This window comes from Streptomyces sp. NPDC007095 (assembly GCF_040634475.1).
Lineage (GTDB): Bacteria > Actinomycetota > Actinomycetes > Streptomycetales > Streptomycetaceae > Streptomyces.
The window spans coordinates 1-14,551 of record NZ_JBEYFS010000144.1 but is presented as its reverse complement, the minus strand read 5'-3'; the positions used below and the strand labels follow the sequence as shown (position 1 = coordinate 14,551).

Below are 14,551 nucleotides of genomic sequence, written 5' to 3'. Positions count from 1 at the left end.
CGTGTTGTATCTATGATGTGCGCATGTCTGCCGCGCCGTCCGTGACCGCTCCGCCCGCCACCAAGCAACCCCCCGCCGCCGACCGCGTCTACGCCCACGTCAAGCGCGGTGTCCTGGAACGTCGTTACGAGGGCGGGACGCTGCTCACCGAGGGCGAACTCGCCGAGGCCGTGGGTGTCTCGCGCACGCCGGTGCGCGAGGCGTTGCTCCGGCTCGAGGTCGAGGGCCTGATCAAGCTCTACCCGAAGAAGGGCGCGCTCGTCCTGCCCGTCTCCGCGCAGGAGATCGCGGACGTGGTCGAGACACGGCAACTCGTGGAGGAACACTCGGTCCGCAAGGCCGTACCCGCTTCGCCGCGTCTCATCGCGCGCCTGGAGGAACTCCTCGCACAGCAGAAGGAGCAGGCCGCCGCGGGAGACCTGGCCGGCGCCGCCGTCACCGACCGATGCTTCCACGCCGAGATCGTCCGCAGCGGCGGCAACGAGATCCTCTCCCGGCTCTACGACCAGTTGCGCGACCGGCAGTTGCGGATGGGCGTCGCCGTCATGCACGCGCATCCGGACCGGATCACCAAGACGCTCACCGAGCACGAGGCGATCCTCGAAGCGCTGCGGTCGGGCGACGCGGAGGCGGCGGTCAATATCGTCCACGGTCACGTCAGCTGGTTCTCGAACCTGGCGCGGGGAGAGGTCCGATGAGCTCCCACTCGGCCGTCTCGCTTCCGGGAGACCCGCCCGGCGGCCGCCGGGCGATCGGCGTCTGGGGCATCGGCGTCTCCGTCTACTTCGTCGCCGTCATCTTCCGTACGTCGCTGGGAGTGGCCGGGCTCGACGCCGCGGACCGCTTCCATGTGAACGCCTCCGCGCTCTCCACCTTCTCGATCCTCCAACTCCTCGTCTACGCGGGCATGCAGATACCCGTGGGACTGCTGGTCGACGGGCTCGGCACCAAGAAGGTGCTGACCATCGGCGTACTGCTCTTCACGGCGGGCCAGTTGGGCTTCGCGTTCTCCTCCACGTACGGGATGGCGCTGGCCTCGCGCGCGCTGCTGGGCTGCGGGGACGCGATGACGTTCATCAGCGTGCTGCGCCTGGGCACGCGATGGTTCCCGGCGCGGCGGGGGCCGTTGGTCGCGCAGCTCGCCGGTCTTGTGGGTATGGCGGGCAACCTGGTCTCCACCCTTGTCATCGCGCGGCTGCTGCACGGGGTGGGGTGGACGACGGCGTTCGCGGGCAGCGCGTTCGCCGGGGTCGTCGTCCTCGTGCTCCTTCTTCTCTTCCTGAAGGACCACCCCGAGGGGCACGAGCCGGAACCGTTCCCGCATCAGGGAGCCGCGTATGTGCGCCGGCAGATCGCGGCGTCGTGGCGGGAACCCGGTACGCGGCTGGGGATGTGGGTGCACTTCACGACACAGTTCCCGGCGATGGTCTTCCTGCTCCTGTGGGGCATGCCGTTCCTGGTCCAGGCACAGGGGCTGTCGCGGGCGACGGCCGGTGAACTGCTCACCCTCGTGGTGCTGTCCAACATGTTCGTGGGTCTTGTCTACGGACAGATCGTCGCCCGGCATCACGCGGCGCGGCTGCCGCTGGCGCTCGGGACCGTGACGGCGACGGCGGTGGTCTGGGCGAGTGCGCTGGCGTATCCCGGTGACCGGGATCCCATGTGGCTGCTGGTCGTGCTGTGCGCGGTGCTCGGTGCGTGTGGGCCGGCTTCCATGATCGGGTTCGACTTCGCGCGGCCCGCCAATCCGCCGGAACGGCAGGGGACCGCGTCCGGGATCACCAACATGGGTGGTTTCGTCGCCTCCATGACGACGTTGTTCGCGATCGGCGTGCTGCTGGACGCGACCGGGGACAACTATCGCGTCGCCTTCTCCGCCGTGTTCGTTCTCCAGGCGCTGGGGCTGAGCCAGATCTTCCGGTTGCGGAAGCAGGCGGCGCGCAGGGAGCGTGAGCGGTTGGTGGCCAGCCGCGTGGAGACGGTACACGTCCCCGCGTAGCGCCCCTTCAGGGACGCGGGGAACCGCGCGACCAGCCCCCCGCCCACCCGCAGTCGAAGAACCCCGCGCTACGGCGTGACCGCGAAGTTCCTCAGGATGGCTGTGGTCAGTTCCGGGTCGCCCTCCGTCTTGATGCGGTCGGAGACGGCCTCGGCCGTGACGCGGCCGCAGGCGAGGCGGAAGTACGTCTCCCAGTCGAGGGTGAGGGTGGCGGCCGGGCCGAGAGAGGGGGCGCCGTCTATCGAGCCGCGCCCGTCCGCGTCGACCCGCACCGTCCGCAGGAACTCCAGCGGCCCGTGGATGTCGAAGACGACCGCCGAGTTCGTGGGCGCCCCCGCGTCCTTGGCGACGACCTTCGGCAGGGCCCCCAGGAGCGTGTCGCGGACGATGTGCGCGCCGGGAGAGTCGAGGTTGCCGGGGACGCCGAGCGCGGTCCGCAGGTCCTGTTCGTGTACCCATACGTCGAAGGCGCGCCTCTGCATCGCCTGTTCGAGGGTGATCTCGGTCCCGAGCGGGCCACGCACCTTGGCGTCCGGCTGCCGCGACTCGTTCCGCAGCTGACGGTTGCGGCGGATGATCGTGTACTCCAGCTCGGAGGTCATCTCCGGTGCCGTGTGGTGGCGGCGCACGTCGACCTGCATCTCCATGTACCGCTGGTGTTCGTTCGTCACGTGGAACAGGTCGCGGGGGAGCGTGTGGATCGGCCGGGGGTCGCCCAGCATCTCGCAGTCGAGCCCGATGACATGCGAGACGAGATCACGTACCGACCAGCCGGGGCAGGGCGTGCGCCGGTTCCATTCACCTTCCACCAGCGGCGACACCAACTCGGATATCGCATCGACGGAGTGGGTCCAGGCGTCGGCGTAGGACTGAAGGCTGGGATGCAGACTCACGGAACGGGACCCCTCGGGCGGTTGGACGCGGGCAGTGCACAGGCAGCGGGTGTCTTGGGACGCTAAGTTACGCTGCTGTGAGGCACCCCGGCAGTGCTTTGGTGTGACGATCGTAGGCCTGTATGGACGGCTCGAATGCCAGGACGGTGGTAGTGTGCGCGCCTCTCTCCTCCAGATCGACGTAAACGACGGCGAATCGGTCGATTCGCGCCGGCGTCGTGTGGCGGCTCTGGTACGAGAACAAGCCGGAGTCGATCTGGCCGTGCTGCCGGAACTGTGGACCACCGGGGCGTTCGCCTACGAGTCGTTCGGCACGGAGGCGGAGTCTCTCGAAGGGCCGACGTTCGAGGTCATGGCGAAGGCGGCGAGTGACGCGGGCATCTGGCTGCACGCCGGGTCGATCCCCGAGCGGGACGCCGACGGCACGCTCTACAACACCTCCCTCGTCTTCACCCCCTCCGGCGACCTGGCCGCCGCCTACCGCAAGATCCACCGCTTCGGCTTCGACAAGGGCGAGGCCGTACTGATGGGCGCGGGCGGCGAACTGGTGACGGTCCGTCTGCCGGAGACCACCCTCGGCATCGCCACCTGCTATGACCTCCGCTTCCCCGAGCTCTTCCGCGGGCTCGTCGACGCCGGCGCCGAGACCGTCGTCCTCTCGGCCGGCTGGCCCGAGCGGCGCCGCTCCCACTGGACGCTGCTCGCCCAGGCCCGCGCGGTCGAGAACCAGGCGTTCGTTCTCGCCTGTGGAACGGCCGGCACGCACGCGGGCGTTCCCCAGGCCGGTCACTCGATCGTGGTCGATCCGTGGGGGGAGGTCCTGGCGGAGGCCGGGGCAGGGGAGCAGGTGCTCACGGTGGACTTCGACCCCGGGAAGGTCGCGACCACGCGGGAGCAGTTCCCGGCGCTGAAGGACCGGATGCTGGGACTGACGGCACCGCGCCGCTGAGCCGGTCCTCGCCCCGCTGGGTCAGTCCTCGCCCCGCTCCTTCTCCGCCAGGTGGATCACGCACACCGCCACCGCGATCAGCAGCGCGGGGTCCGCGTCCTCGCGGACGACGTCGACGCCGTACGTCTCCCTTACGTGCAGCCAACGGCGCGAGATCACCGCCAGCAGCTCACCCTCGTACTCGACGGCGAACTCGCGGTCGAGGATCTTGCCGCTGACGTCGAGTTCCGTACCGTCCACCAGGGACACCCGGTAGTGGTTGCGGAGCAGGGACAGCCGCTTGCGTCTGATCGTCGCCAGCGGTTCCCCGTCCCGCCCGATCACCATCGTGTCCCGCAGAGCGAACATCTTCTGGTGGATGTCGACGAGGACACGGCCGCGGGTGTCCTTCAGCTCGAAGGTGTCCCGCAGCCGCATCGCCTTGCCGTCGACGAGGAACACCTTGTCGCCGTGGTCGTCCTCGATCCAGTAGTCGTCACCGAAGCCGAGGAGCCTGTCGCGTACGAGGAATCTCATACCGTTACCGGTTCCCGGGATCCACAAGATCATCACGCGTTCACCCCCTCCGAAGGCGGGGCGAGGGGGAGGAAGTCGCTGGTGCGAGGTCTGGTGCGAGGTCAAGGGCGAGCGATCACGCAAAGACGTGCCCTCGTCGGCGTGGCCGCCCTGCTCGCGGCCACGTCCGGGTGCTCCCGGGCGGAGGTCTGCGCCGGCGTGGGCACCGTCTCCAGTGTCGGCGTGCTGTTCGTCCACCAGGGGTACGGCGACCTGGGGGGCGCCTCCTTCGAGCTGTGCGCGCGGGGCAGGTGCACGAAGGGTGAGCTGCGGCAGGAGGGCGTCACGCACGTGAGTCTTCCGTTGCCGCGCGACGTGGACCCCGACTCCGGCCCGATCCGCTTCCGGGTCAACCGCAAGGACGCCCCCCGCCCCGTGATCGACACGTCCGCCGACGTGAAGCTCACTTTCCAGTCCGACGACTGTGGCGGTGGCGACTACGGCCGAGGGCTCGCCTTCACCAAAGAAGGGGGGCTGACGGCGAAGATCCCGAAGGCGGTGTCGGACGCCTGGTTCAAGCAGATCAGATCCCGGGCCACTTCAGAACCCGATCCCGCCGCGTCCTCCTGATCCCGGAACACCCGCGCCCGGCTCCTTCCTCGCGAAGCGGCCGGGTGTCACCGCTTCTCCGGGGCCCGGCCCGAACCGTCTCCGGTACGCCGACGGGCTCAGCCCGGTCTCCCGCCGCAGCCGTGCCCGTAGATTGGCCGCCGTACCCAGGCCACTCCGCTCGGCCACGACGCCGAGCCGTTCCTCTCCCCGCTCGATCAACCGGCAGGCGAGGGCGACGCGTTCCCCGGTGAGCCAGGCCAGCGGCGTGGTTCCCAGTTGGGTTCGGAAACGGCGGTGGAGCGTGGCGGGGGAGACGGCCGCGCGGGCCGCGAGGTCCGCCACCGTCAGCGGCTCGCCCAGCCGTTCCTGCGCCCACGCCAGCAGCGGACCGAGCGACTCGTCCGGCACGTCGGGCACCGGCCGCTCCACGAACTGCCGCTGACCTCCGTCGCGGTGCGCCGCGAACACGAGCCGTCGGCTGACCGCGTTGGCGATCTCGGCGCCGTGGTCCCGGCGTACGACGTGCAGCCCCAGGTCGAGCGCCGAGGCGCTGCCGGACGCCGTGAGGATGTCGCCGTCGTCCACGAAGAGGACGTCCGGCTCCAGGCGGACCGCCGGGAAACGCGCCCGGAAGGAGTCCGCCCACATCCAGTGGCAGGCCGCCCGCCGTCCGTCCAGCAGCCCGGCCTCCGCGATGGTGAACGCGCCCGAGCAGAAGCCGAGTAGCCGTGCGCCGCGCGCGTGCGCCCGGCGTACGACGTCCAGGACGCGGGGTGAGCGCGGGGCCTCGGTGTCCGGCCGGTTCGGCACGATCAGCGTGTCCGCCTCCTCGGCCGCCTCCAGCCCGGCGACTCCGGTCAGCGTGAAGAAGCCGTCGCGCATCCGCGTGCGCGGCCCGGCGGCGCAGAGCCGGAAGTCGTACAACTCCCGCCCCAGTTCAGGCCGGGGCAGCCCGAAGACCTCGATGGCACAGCTCATCTCGAACGGGTTCGAGTTCTCGTCGACGACCAGCACGACACGATGAGAGGATCCTTGCGGCATATGCGATTTCTAGCACTCGTGCCATTGCCGCACCAACGCCGAGGATGCCCACATGGACTCTTCGAGCAGCACCCGCACGACCTCTTCGAGCAGCGGCGGTGAGCCCATCGCCCTCTCCACCGCCCTCGCCTCCTTCTCCGACCTCTGGAGCCCCCGTATCGTCACCGCCGTCAACGACTACGACGTGCGCATCGCCAAGGTCGAGGGCGAGCACGTGTGGCACGTGCACGACCACACGGACGAGTTCTTCCTGGTCCTGGAGGGCGAGCTGACCATCGCGCTGCGGGAGACGGCGGGCGAGCGGACCGTCGTCCTGCCCAAGGGCTCCGTCTTCACCGTGCCCCGCGGCACCGAACACAAGCCGGCCGCCCCCGCCGGCGCCGCGATCCTGCTCTTCGAGCCCACCGGCACCGTCACCGTCGGCGACCGCCACGACGAGGTCCCGGACCACGTGGACGCCACCACGGGGCACGTGCTGAGGTGAGTTCATCACCTTCGACTCAGCTGTTCGTTCACAGAGTGATCAACTCTGGGAGGGGGCTTGCAGCACCACGATGCTTGCGTCGAACATGCCGACCTCTGTCTACGACTCTCGCTGGACCGGGATGGCGAAACGGCCGTTGAGCGCCAGGAGAGCGATTGCCGGGCCTGGGCGGGCTTACATGGCTTGGTTGTCCGCAGAGTGCACGTCGACCGAGGTCGGTCCGGCTACAAAGATGTGAGCAGGGAAGGCTTCGACAGTGCGAGAGCGGCTGTCACGTCGGGTGCGGTCCGCACGCCGATCGTGTGGAAGCCGGACAGGCTCAGCCGCAAGGGAATCGCTGAGGTCGGTCCTCTGCTGGATGAGTTCGATCAGGTCGGGGCCGTACAGGGCTCAGCGGGGTGTGGTTGGCTTGATCCATGGCAAAGCGAGCACGTGTCCGGGCCCCTGAACTGACAGGTAAGGGCGGCTGGATCAACACAGTCGGTGGACAGCTCGGCCTCACTGAACTCCGAGGCCGCATCGTAATTGTTGATTTTTGGACATTTTGTTGCGTGAACTGTCTGCATGTCCTGGACGAGCTGCGGGAGCTGGAGGAGAAGCACCGGGACACGGTGGTGATCATCGGCGTGCACTCGCCGAAGTTCGCGCACGAGGCCGAGCACCAGGCGGTGGTGGACGCGGTGGAGCGGTACGGGGTCGAGCACCCGGTGCTCGACGATCCCGAGCTCGCGACCTGGAAGCAGTACGCCGTGCGGGCCTGGCCGACACTCGTCGTGATCGACCCAGAGGGGTACGTGGTCGCGCAGCACGCCGGTGAGGGGCACGCGCACGCGATCGCCCGCCTGGTGGAGGAGCTGGAGGCCGAGCACGCGGCCAAGGGGACGCTGCGCCGCGGCGACGGACCGTACGTGGCACCCGAGCCCGAGCCCACGGCGCTCCGCTTCCCCGGCAAGGCACTCGCCCTGCCGAGCGGGAACCTCCTGGTCAGTGACACGACCCGGCACCAGCTCGTCGAGCTGGAGGGCGACGGAGAGAGCGTCGTACGGCGGATCGGCTCCGGGGTGAGGGGGTTCCTGGACGGGTCGGCCGAGCAGGCCGCGTTCAGCGAGCCGCAGGGGCTGGCGCTGCTCGACGACGGCTCGGTCGTCGTCGCGGACACCGTGAACCACGCGCTGCGCCGCCTGGACCTCGTGACCGGCGAGGTCAGCACCCTCGCGGGGACGGGGCGTCAGTGGTGGCAGGGCTCGCCGACGTCCGGCCCGGCGCGCGAGGTGGACCTGTCCTCGCCGTGGGACGTGGCTCTGTTCGGCGGGAAGATCTGGATCGCCATGGCCGGGGTGCACCAGCTGTGGGCGTACGACCCGGAGGGCGGCACCGTCGGGGTCGCCGCCGGTACGACGAACGAGGGGCTCGTGGACGGGCCGGGGGCCGAGGCGTGGTTCGCGCAGCCGTCCGGGCTCGCCGCCACCGCCGACCGGCTCTGGCTCGCCGACTCCGAGACGAGCGCCCTGCGCTGGGTGGATCCCGACGGGGCCGTGCACACCGCCGTCGGCACCGGTCTGTTCGACTTCGGGCACCGGGACGGGGCCGCCGAACAGGCCCTTTTCCAGCATCCGTTGGGCGTCACGGCCCTCCCCGACGGCTCGGTCGCGGTCAGCGACACGTACAACCACGCACTGCGCCGCTACGACCCCGCGACGGGCGAAGTGACCACGCTGGCGGCCGACTTGAGGGAGCCCAGCGACGCGGTTCTCGTCGGAGACGACATCGTGGTCGTGGAGTCGGCGCGACACCGGCTGACCCGGCTGCGGCTCCCCGAGGAGGCCGTGCGGGTGGAGTCGGTCGCCCACCGCACCCAGCGCGCGGCGACCGAAGTCGCTCCGGGAGAACTCCGGCTGGACGTCGTCTTCCAGGCCCCGACGGGCCAGAAGCTGGACACACTCCCCCAAGCCCTCGACTCCGCTCGAGCAGGGGAGACCCCCATCGGGCCGTCCACCCGGCTGCTCGTCTCCTCGACCCCGCCCGAGCTGCTGCTTACGGGTGAGGGCGCGGGAACCGATCTCTTCCGCGTGCTGGAGCTGAACCCGGCCGTCACGGAAGGTGTCCTGCACGTCTCCGCGATGGCGGCGTCCTGCGACGACGATCCCGCGAACGAGTACCCGGCCTGCCATGTCCACCAGCAGGACTGGGGCGTGCCGGTCCGCCTCACCGAGGGCGGCGCGGACCGGCTGCCGCTGGTGCTGGCGGGCATGGCCGACTGACCCGTACATCTGCGGCTGTAACTGGGCCTGCGGGCAGTGCCTGTTCAGACGTATGCCTACACGCCGTAGCCGCCCCGGTTGTGCCGCTCCTCCTCGATCACCGGGGTGCTGGGCGGCATGACCACCCGGCGCCTCCTGGCGATGCTGCTGAACGTCACGACCCCGATCAGTCCGACGATCATGAAGATGAGGCCGACCAGGTCGAGGTTGACCCCCTTCATGTGCCAGTCGGTCGCGAATGTGAGGACCGCCCCCGCTGCGATCAGGATGATGCATCCGCCCAGGCTCATGGGTGTCGCCTCCTTGTAACCAACTCGGCTTCTCTCAGGCCCGGTCCGGGTACCCGGCGGCGTGCCGGGCATGCGGAACTAACCCTCCAGGAACGCCACCAGCGCGTTGGCCAGCAGGAACGGGTCGTCGGCGCCGCAGAGTTCGCGGGCGCTGTGCATCGAGAGGATGGCCACGCCGATGTCGACGGTCCTGATGCCGTGGCGGGCCGCGGTGATCGGGCCGATGGTGGTGCCGCAGGGCATCGAGTTGTTGGAGACGAAGGACTGGAAGGGCACGCCGGCCTTCGCGCACGCCGCGGCGAAGACCGCACGGCCCGAACCGTCCGTGGCGTAGCGGTTGTTGACGTTCACCTTGAGGATGGGGCCGCCGTTGGCACGCGGGTGGTGCGTCGGGTCGTGCCGCTCCGCGTAGTTGGGATGGACGGCGTGGCCGGTGTCGGAGGAGAGACAGATCGTGCCCGCGAAGGCGCGCGCCCGGTCCTCGTACGAGCCGCCGCGCGCGAACACCGAGCGTTCGAGCACGCCGCCGAGCAGCGGACCGTCGGCGCCGGTGTCGCTCTGCGAGCCGTTCTCCTCGTGGTCGAAGGCCGCGAGGACGGGGATGTACGAGAGCCCCGAACCGGAACCGGAACCCGAACCGGTACCGGAATCCGAACCGGAGGGGGAGCCGGAGCCGGAAGGAGAGGCCTCGCCCGTCGCCGCCGCGATCAGCGCCGCCGTACCCGCGTGCAGGGAAAGCAGGTTGTCCATGCGCGGTCCGGCCACCAGCTCCTTGTCGCGGCCCAGGTACGAGGGCCGCTCGACGGAGTGGGTCATCAGGTCCCAGCCGGCGACCTCGCCCGCCGGCAGGCCCGACTCCTCCTCCAGGAAGGCGATCAGATCACCCTCGCCGGGGTCGCCCAGACCCCAGACGGGCTGCAGATGACGCTGCTTGTCGAGCTTGAGGCCGTCGGTGGAGACGGAACGGTCGAGGTGGACGGCGAGCTGGGGCACGCGCAGCAGGGGTCGGTCGATGTTCACCAGACGCGAGGAGCCGTCCTTCAGCGTCAGCCGTCCCGCCAGCCCCAGGTCCCGGTCCAGCCAGGAGTTCAGCAGCGGGCCGCCGTAGATCTCCACGGCGACCTGGCGCCAGCCGTGCGCCCCGCTGTCCGGCTGCGGCTTCACCCGCAGATTGGGGGAGTCGGTGTGCGCGCCCACGATGCGGAACGGGGTGTGCGGCTCGGCACCCTCGGGCACGTACCAGGCGACGATCGCGCCGCCGCGCAGTACGTACTTGCCGCCGCTCGTCCCCTCCCAGGCATCGGTCTCGGCGACCTGACGGAATCCGGCCTTCTCCAGCCGCTCGGCGGCGTTCGCCACGGCGTGGTACGGCGTCGGGCTCGCCGCCAGAAAGGTCATGAGGTCGTCGGTGTGGCCGCGGTCGAAGCGGGCGCTTGTGCTCATGGGTTCACCTTAACGACGCCCGAGGGCCCGCTCCCGGCGATGGGAACGGCCCTTCGTAAGGGGGATGTGAAGGACGGACACCTGACTGGAGTGGCAGGTTCCGGTTGGTCTCCGTGCCCCGTGGCCCTCGAATCCACGCGGGAACCCATGCGGGAAACCCCTGCGGGAAACCCCTGCGGGAAACCCCTGCGGGAAACCCCTGCGGGAAACCCCTGCGGGAACATGCGGGTCCCTGCGGGTTCATGCGGGAAACCCCTGCGGGAAACCCCTGCGGGAACATGCGGGTCCCTGCGGGTCCCTGCGGGATTTTCATGCGAGGAGCGGGCCGCCGAGTGCCCCCTGTGGCCGCATACGACGGCGGCCCGCACCCGGAGATTCGCTCCGGGAACGGGCCGCCGACGGCGATGCCCTCAGGCCGCGGGGATCAGAACGCCGCCTCGTCCAGCTCCATCAGGTCCAGGTCCACGACCTCGGCGAGCTTGCGGGCGCCGGTGACGCCGGGCAGGACGTTGGCGGCGAAGAACTTCGCCGCGGCGATCTTGCCGGTGTAGAAGGGCTTGTCCTTCGCCGAGGCCGTCTCCAGCTTCTCGGCGGCCACGGCGGCACCGCGCAGCAGCAGGTAGCCGACGACCACGTCGCCGGAGGCCAGCAGCAGGCGGGTGGTGTTGAGGCCGACCTTGTAGATGTTCTTGACGTCCTGCTCGGTGGCCGCCAGGTCCGTGAGCATGAGGCCGACGATGGCCTCCAGCTCGACGGCCGCCTTGGCGAGCTGCTCGCGGGCCGCGGACAGGTCCTCGCCGCCCGTGCCGAGCGCCAGGAACTTCTTGATGTCCTCGGCGAGGGAGTTCAGCGCCGCGCCCTGGTTGCGGACGATCTTCCGGAAGAAGAAGTCCTGGCCCTGGATCGCGGTCGTGCCCTCGTACAGGGTGTCGATCTTGGCGTCGCGGATGTACTGCTCGATCGGGTACTCCTGCAGGAAGCCGGAGCCGCCGAAGGTCTGCAGCGACTGGGCGAGCTGCTCGTAGCCCTTCTCCGAGCCGTAGCCCTTCACGATCGGCAGGAGCAGGTCGTTGAGGGCCTCCAGGGCGGCGGTGTCCTCGCCGGCGGCCTCCTTGACCTGGATCTCGTCCTGGATCGTGGCGGTGTGCAGCACCAGGGCGCGCATGCCCTCGGCGTACGCCTTCTGCGTCATCAGCGAGCGGCGCACGTCGGGGTGGTGCGTGATGGTGACCTTGGGCGCGGTCTTGTCCATGAAGTTCGCGAGGTCGGGACCCTGGACGCGCTCCTTGGCGTACTCCAGCGCGTTCAGGTAGCCGGTCGAGAGCGTGGAGATCGCCTTCGTGCCGACCATCATGCGGGCGAACTCGATGATCCGGAACATCTGGCGGATGCCGTCGTGCTTGTCGCCGATCAGCCAGCCCTTGGCGGGGTGGCGGTCGCCGAAGGTCATCTCGCACGTGTTGGACGCCTTGAGGCCCATCTTGTGCTCGACGTTCGTCGCGTACGCGCCGTTGCGCTCGCCCAGCTCGCCGGTCTCGAAGTCGAACTCGTACTTCGGGACGAGGAAGAGGGACAGGCCCTTGGTGCCGGGGCCGGCGCCCTCGGGGCGGGCGAGGACGTAGTGGAGGATGTTCTCCTCCATGTCGTGCTCACCCGAGGTGATGAAGCGCTTCACGCCCTCGATGTGCCAGGAGCCGTCCTCCTGCTGGACCGCCTTGGTGCGGCCCGCGCCCACGTCCGAGCCGGCGTCCGGCTCGGTGAGCACCATCGTGGAGCCCCACTGCTTCTCGACGGCGATCTTCGCGATGTGCTTCTGGACCTCGGTGCCCTCCTCGAAGAGGATGCCCGCGAAGGCGGGGCCGGAGGAGTACATCCAGACCGCCGGGTTCGCGCCGAGGATCAGCTCCGCGTACGCCCAGATCAGGGAGCGGGGCGAGGTGGTGCCGCCGAGCTCCTCGGGCAGGCCCAGACGCCAGTACTCGGAGTCCATGAAGGCCTTGTACGACTTCTTGAAGGATGCCGGTACGGGAGCCGTGTTGGTCTCCGGGTCGAAGACCGGCGGGTTGCGGTCGGCGTCCGCGAAGGACTCCGCCAGCTCGTTCTCCGAGAGACGGGTCAGCTCGTCGAGAACGCTCTTGGCGGTGTCGACGTCCATCTCCGCGAACGGTCCGGTGCCGTACACCTTGTCGCGCCCGAGCACCTCGAAGAGGTTGAACTCGATGTCGCGGAGATTCGACTTGTAGTGCCCCATGGCGACGGCTCCGTAAGGGATTGGGGAGGCGGAGGTACTCGCAGCCTCGTTACACGTACCGGCAAGTAGCTACGATGATGCTACCCGTCGGTAATAAGAATCAACCCCTGGTGGCTCATATGTGGCCGACTACTCTTTGACGCATGTACGGCTACGACCAGAATGCGGGCGCCCAGCAGCAGTACGCCCCGCCGCAGCAGCAGATGCCCGGCGGTTACGGCCAGCAGCCGCCGCTCTACCCCGAGCCGTCCCCGCCCTCGCTGGCGGACGCGGTGCGGGCGTTCACCACGGGATCGATGTCCGCGGAGGACTTCCAGCAGGTCTTCGCGACGTCGAAGGTCTACTGCCCGCGCGGCGACAACCCCGGATTCCTGGCGCTGCACAACACTCAGCAGCCGGTCATCCCGATGTTCACCTCGCTCAAGGAGCTGCGCCGGTACGCCGGCAAGGAGTCCAAGTACTTCGTGATCACCGGCGCCGAGGTGATCGACCTGCTCCCCACCGGCTACGGCTTCGTCCTCGACATGGAGGGGGAGCACCGTATGGTCTTCGACGCGAAGGCCGTGGAGCAGATGGTGGACTTCGCCATGCGCCGTATGTACGGGTAGCGCTGACTCCCCTACGACAGTCCGGACGCCCGGAGGGAATGCCCTCCGGGCGTCCGTCGTTGTGGGTGGCAGAAAGTTCAACAATCAACTAAACTCGAAGCACAAGGAGGTACCGACATGCCTGCAGTGACCGTCGAGAACCCGCTGACCCTTCCCCGTGTGGTCGCGTCGGCCGACGCCGTGGACCGTCCCGTGCTCACCGTGACGACCGCGCCCAGCGGCTTCGAGGGCGAGGGCTTTCCGGTTCGCCGTGCGTTCGCCGGGATCAACTACCGCCACCTCGACCCGTTCATCATGATGGACCAGATGGGCGAGGTGGAGTACGCGCCGGGCGAGCCCAAGGGCACCCCTTGGCACCCCCACCGCGGCTTCGAGACCGTGACCTACATCATCGACGGCATCTTCGACCACCAGGACTCCAACGGTGGTGGCGGCACCATCACCAACGGTGACACCCAGTGGATGACCGCGGGCGCCGGCCTCCTGCACATCGAGGCCCCGCCGGAGTCGCTCGTCATGTCCGGCGGCCTCTTCCACGGCCTCCAGCTGTGGGTGAACCTCCCGGCCAAGGACAAGATGATGGCCCCCCGGTACCAGGACATCCGCGGCGGTTCGGTCCAGTTGCTGAGCACCCCCGACGGCGGCGCGCTGCTGCGCGTCATCGCCGGTGAGCTCGACGGACACGAGGGCCCCGGCGTCACGCACACGCCGATCACCATGGTCCACGCGACCCTGGCGCCCGGCGCCGAGATGACCCTCCCGTGGCGCGAGGACTTCAACGGTCTCGCGTACGTCCTCGCCGGACGCGGCAGCGTCGGTACGGGCCGTCGCCCGGTCCACACCGGCCAGACCGCCGTCTTCGGCGCGGGCGGCTCGCTGACCGTCCGCGCGGACGAGAAGCAGGACGCGAACACGCCGGACCTCGAGGTCGTCCTCCTCGGCGGACAGCCGATCCGCGAGCCCATGGCCCACTACGGCCCCTTCGTGATGAACACCCGCGAGGAGCTGCAGCAGGCCTTCGAGGACTTCCAGAAGGGCCGCCTGGGCACCGTCCCGGCGGTGCACGGAATGTCCGAGGGCGGGATGTAACCCCCTTCCGCCCGACCACGAAAGGCCCCGTCCGTACGCCGGACGGGGCCTTTCGCCCGTCGGACGGGCCCCCCACCCAGGTCCACTACGGCGAGTACGAGACCCTCGCCGAGGACGGTGCCCACCTCGCCCAGCG

General features: G+C 69.4%; 15 protein-coding genes. 9 read left to right on the top strand and 6 right to left on the bottom strand.

Annotated elements, in window-relative coordinates:
- The first annotated feature begins 23 nt into the window (after positions 1–23).
- Positions 24–698, top strand: coding sequence for a GntR family transcriptional regulator (locus ABZ656_RS37525; protein WP_360274224.1), 675 nt, complete (start codon positions 24–26; stop codon positions 696–698).
- Positions 695–1,999, top strand: a complete 1,305-nt coding sequence (locus tag ABZ656_RS37520; RefSeq protein WP_101399237.1) for an MFS transporter — start codon at positions 695–697, stop codon at positions 1,997–1,999. The genes ABZ656_RS37525 and ABZ656_RS37520 overlap by 4 nt, the downstream gene beginning before the upstream one ends.
- A 68-nt stretch (positions 2,000–2,067) precedes the next feature.
- On the opposite strand, the gene ABZ656_RS37515 is transcribed toward ABZ656_RS37520, so the two are convergent.
- On the bottom strand, positions 2,068–2,892 hold the full coding sequence (locus tag ABZ656_RS37515) for a maleylpyruvate isomerase family mycothiol-dependent enzyme (RefSeq protein WP_101399239.1): 825 nt from the start codon (positions 2,890–2,892) through the stop codon (positions 2,068–2,070).
- A gap of 154 nt (positions 2,893–3,046) precedes the next feature.
- Between ABZ656_RS37515 and ABZ656_RS37510 the strand changes: the two genes are divergently transcribed.
- The gene (locus ABZ656_RS37510; protein WP_360274220.1) at positions 3,047–3,841 is read left to right on the top strand and encodes a carbon-nitrogen family hydrolase; all 795 of its coding nucleotides are present in this window, start codon (positions 3,047–3,049) and stop codon (positions 3,839–3,841) included.
- Positions 3,842–3,862: 21 nt separating this feature from the next.
- Here ABZ656_RS37510 and ABZ656_RS37505 read toward each other — a convergent pair whose 3' ends face one another.
- The gene (locus ABZ656_RS37505) at positions 3,863–4,357 is read right to left on the bottom strand and encodes an LURP-one-related family protein (protein WP_360274217.1); all 495 of its coding nucleotides are present in this window, start codon (positions 4,355–4,357) and stop codon (positions 3,863–3,865) included.
- A 141-nt stretch (positions 4,358–4,498) separates the two neighbouring features.
- On the opposite strand from ABZ656_RS37505, the gene ABZ656_RS37500 reads away from it, so the two are divergent.
- Positions 4,499–4,966, top strand: a complete 468-nt coding sequence (locus ABZ656_RS37500; RefSeq protein WP_360274214.1) for a hypothetical protein — start codon at positions 4,499–4,501, stop codon at positions 4,964–4,966.
- Here ABZ656_RS37500 and ABZ656_RS37495 read toward each other — a convergent pair.
- A complete protein-coding gene (locus ABZ656_RS37495) occupies positions 4,937–5,989 on the bottom strand; it encodes a helix-turn-helix domain-containing protein (protein ID WP_360274211.1) in 1,053 nt (350 codons plus the stop codon). The two genes, ABZ656_RS37500 and ABZ656_RS37495, sit on opposite strands and share 30 nt — an antisense overlap.
- A 52-nt stretch (positions 5,990–6,041) precedes the next feature.
- Between ABZ656_RS37495 and ABZ656_RS37490 the strand changes: the two genes are divergently transcribed.
- Genes ABZ656_RS37490 through ABZ656_RS37480 form a run of 3 tightly spaced genes read left to right on the top strand, consistent with a single transcriptional unit; the run spans position 6,042 to position 8,734 of the window.
- Positions 6,042–6,473 carry a cupin domain-containing protein gene (locus ABZ656_RS37490; RefSeq protein WP_101399245.1) on the top strand — a complete coding sequence of 144 codons (432 nt, stop codon included), beginning with the start codon at positions 6,042–6,044 and terminating at the stop codon, positions 6,471–6,473.
- Positions 6,474–6,530: 57 nt separating this feature from the next.
- On the top strand, positions 6,531–6,926 hold the full coding sequence (locus ABZ656_RS37485; RefSeq protein ID WP_180361965.1) for a recombinase family protein: 396 nt from the start codon (positions 6,531–6,533) through the stop codon (positions 6,924–6,926).
- The gene (locus ABZ656_RS37480) at positions 6,890–8,734 is read left to right on the top strand and encodes an NHL domain-containing thioredoxin family protein (protein WP_360274207.1); all 1,845 of its coding nucleotides are present in this window, start codon (positions 6,890–6,892) and stop codon (positions 8,732–8,734) included. Before ABZ656_RS37485 ends, ABZ656_RS37480 begins: the two co-directional genes overlap by 37 nt.
- 56 nt (positions 8,735–8,790) lie before the next feature.
- Here the strand turns inward: ABZ656_RS37480 and ABZ656_RS37475 are convergent, their stop codons facing one another.
- The 3 genes from ABZ656_RS37475 to ABZ656_RS37465 form a co-directional block, all read right to left on the bottom strand.
- Positions 8,791–9,024, bottom strand: a complete 234-nt coding sequence (locus tag ABZ656_RS37475) for a hypothetical protein (RefSeq protein ID WP_101399250.1) — start codon at positions 9,022–9,024, stop codon at positions 8,791–8,793.
- 78 nt (positions 9,025–9,102) lie between these two features.
- Positions 9,103–10,467, bottom strand: a complete 1,365-nt coding sequence (locus ABZ656_RS37470) for a M18 family aminopeptidase (protein ID WP_101399262.1) — start codon at positions 10,465–10,467, stop codon at positions 9,103–9,105.
- A gap of 424 nt (positions 10,468–10,891) precedes the next feature.
- The gene (locus ABZ656_RS37465) at positions 10,892–12,718 is read right to left on the bottom strand and encodes an acyl-CoA dehydrogenase (protein ID WP_101399264.1); all 1,827 of its coding nucleotides are present in this window, start codon (positions 12,716–12,718) and stop codon (positions 10,892–10,894) included.
- Between the two features lie 143 nt (positions 12,719–12,861).
- Here ABZ656_RS37465 and ABZ656_RS37460 point away from each other — a divergent pair, with 143 nt between their 5' ends.
- Positions 12,862–13,326, top strand: coding sequence for an SseB family protein (locus ABZ656_RS37460; protein WP_054234175.1), 465 nt, complete (start codon positions 12,862–12,864; stop codon positions 13,324–13,326).
- A 117-nt stretch (positions 13,327–13,443) separates the two neighbouring features.
- A complete protein-coding gene (locus ABZ656_RS37455) occupies positions 13,444–14,415 on the top strand; it encodes a pirin family protein (RefSeq protein WP_101399266.1) in 972 nt (323 codons plus the stop codon).
- The last annotated feature ends 136 nt before the right edge of the window (positions 14,416–14,551 follow it).

Bases quoted from the DNA above. Each gene is read 5' to 3' on its own strand.
- ABZ656_RS37525 (WP_360274224.1), top strand. From the start codon at position 24: ATGTCTGCCGCGCCGTCCGTGACCGCTCCGCCCGCCACCAAGCAACCC.
- ABZ656_RS37520 (WP_101399237.1), top strand. From the start codon at position 695: ATGAGCTCCCACTCGGCCGTCTCGCTTCCGGGAGACCCGCCCGGCGGC.
- ABZ656_RS37505 (WP_360274217.1), bottom strand. From the start codon at position 4,357: ATGAGATTCCTCGTACGCGACAGGCTCCTCGGCTTCGGTGACGACTAC.
- ABZ656_RS37495 (WP_360274211.1), bottom strand. From the start codon at position 5,989: ATGCCGCAAGGATCCTCTCATCGTGTCGTGCTGGTCGTCGACGAGAAC.
- ABZ656_RS37490 (WP_101399245.1), top strand. From the start codon at position 6,042: ATGGACTCTTCGAGCAGCACCCGCACGACCTCTTCGAGCAGCGGCGGT.
- ABZ656_RS37480 (WP_360274207.1), top strand. From the start codon at position 6,890: ATGGCAAAGCGAGCACGTGTCCGGGCCCCTGAACTGACAGGTAAGGGC.
- ABZ656_RS37475 (WP_101399250.1), bottom strand. From the start codon at position 9,024: ATGAGCCTGGGCGGATGCATCATCCTGATCGCAGCGGGGGCGGTCCTC.
- ABZ656_RS37470 (WP_101399262.1), bottom strand. From the start codon at position 10,467: ATGAGCACAAGCGCCCGCTTCGACCGCGGCCACACCGACGACCTCATG.
- ABZ656_RS37465 (WP_101399264.1), bottom strand. From the start codon at position 12,718: ATGGGGCACTACAAGTCGAATCTCCGCGACATCGAGTTCAACCTCTTC.
- ABZ656_RS37460 (WP_054234175.1), top strand. From the start codon at position 12,862: ATGTACGGCTACGACCAGAATGCGGGCGCCCAGCAGCAGTACGCCCCG.
- ABZ656_RS37455 (WP_101399266.1), top strand. From the start codon at position 13,444: ATGCCTGCAGTGACCGTCGAGAACCCGCTGACCCTTCCCCGTGTGGTC.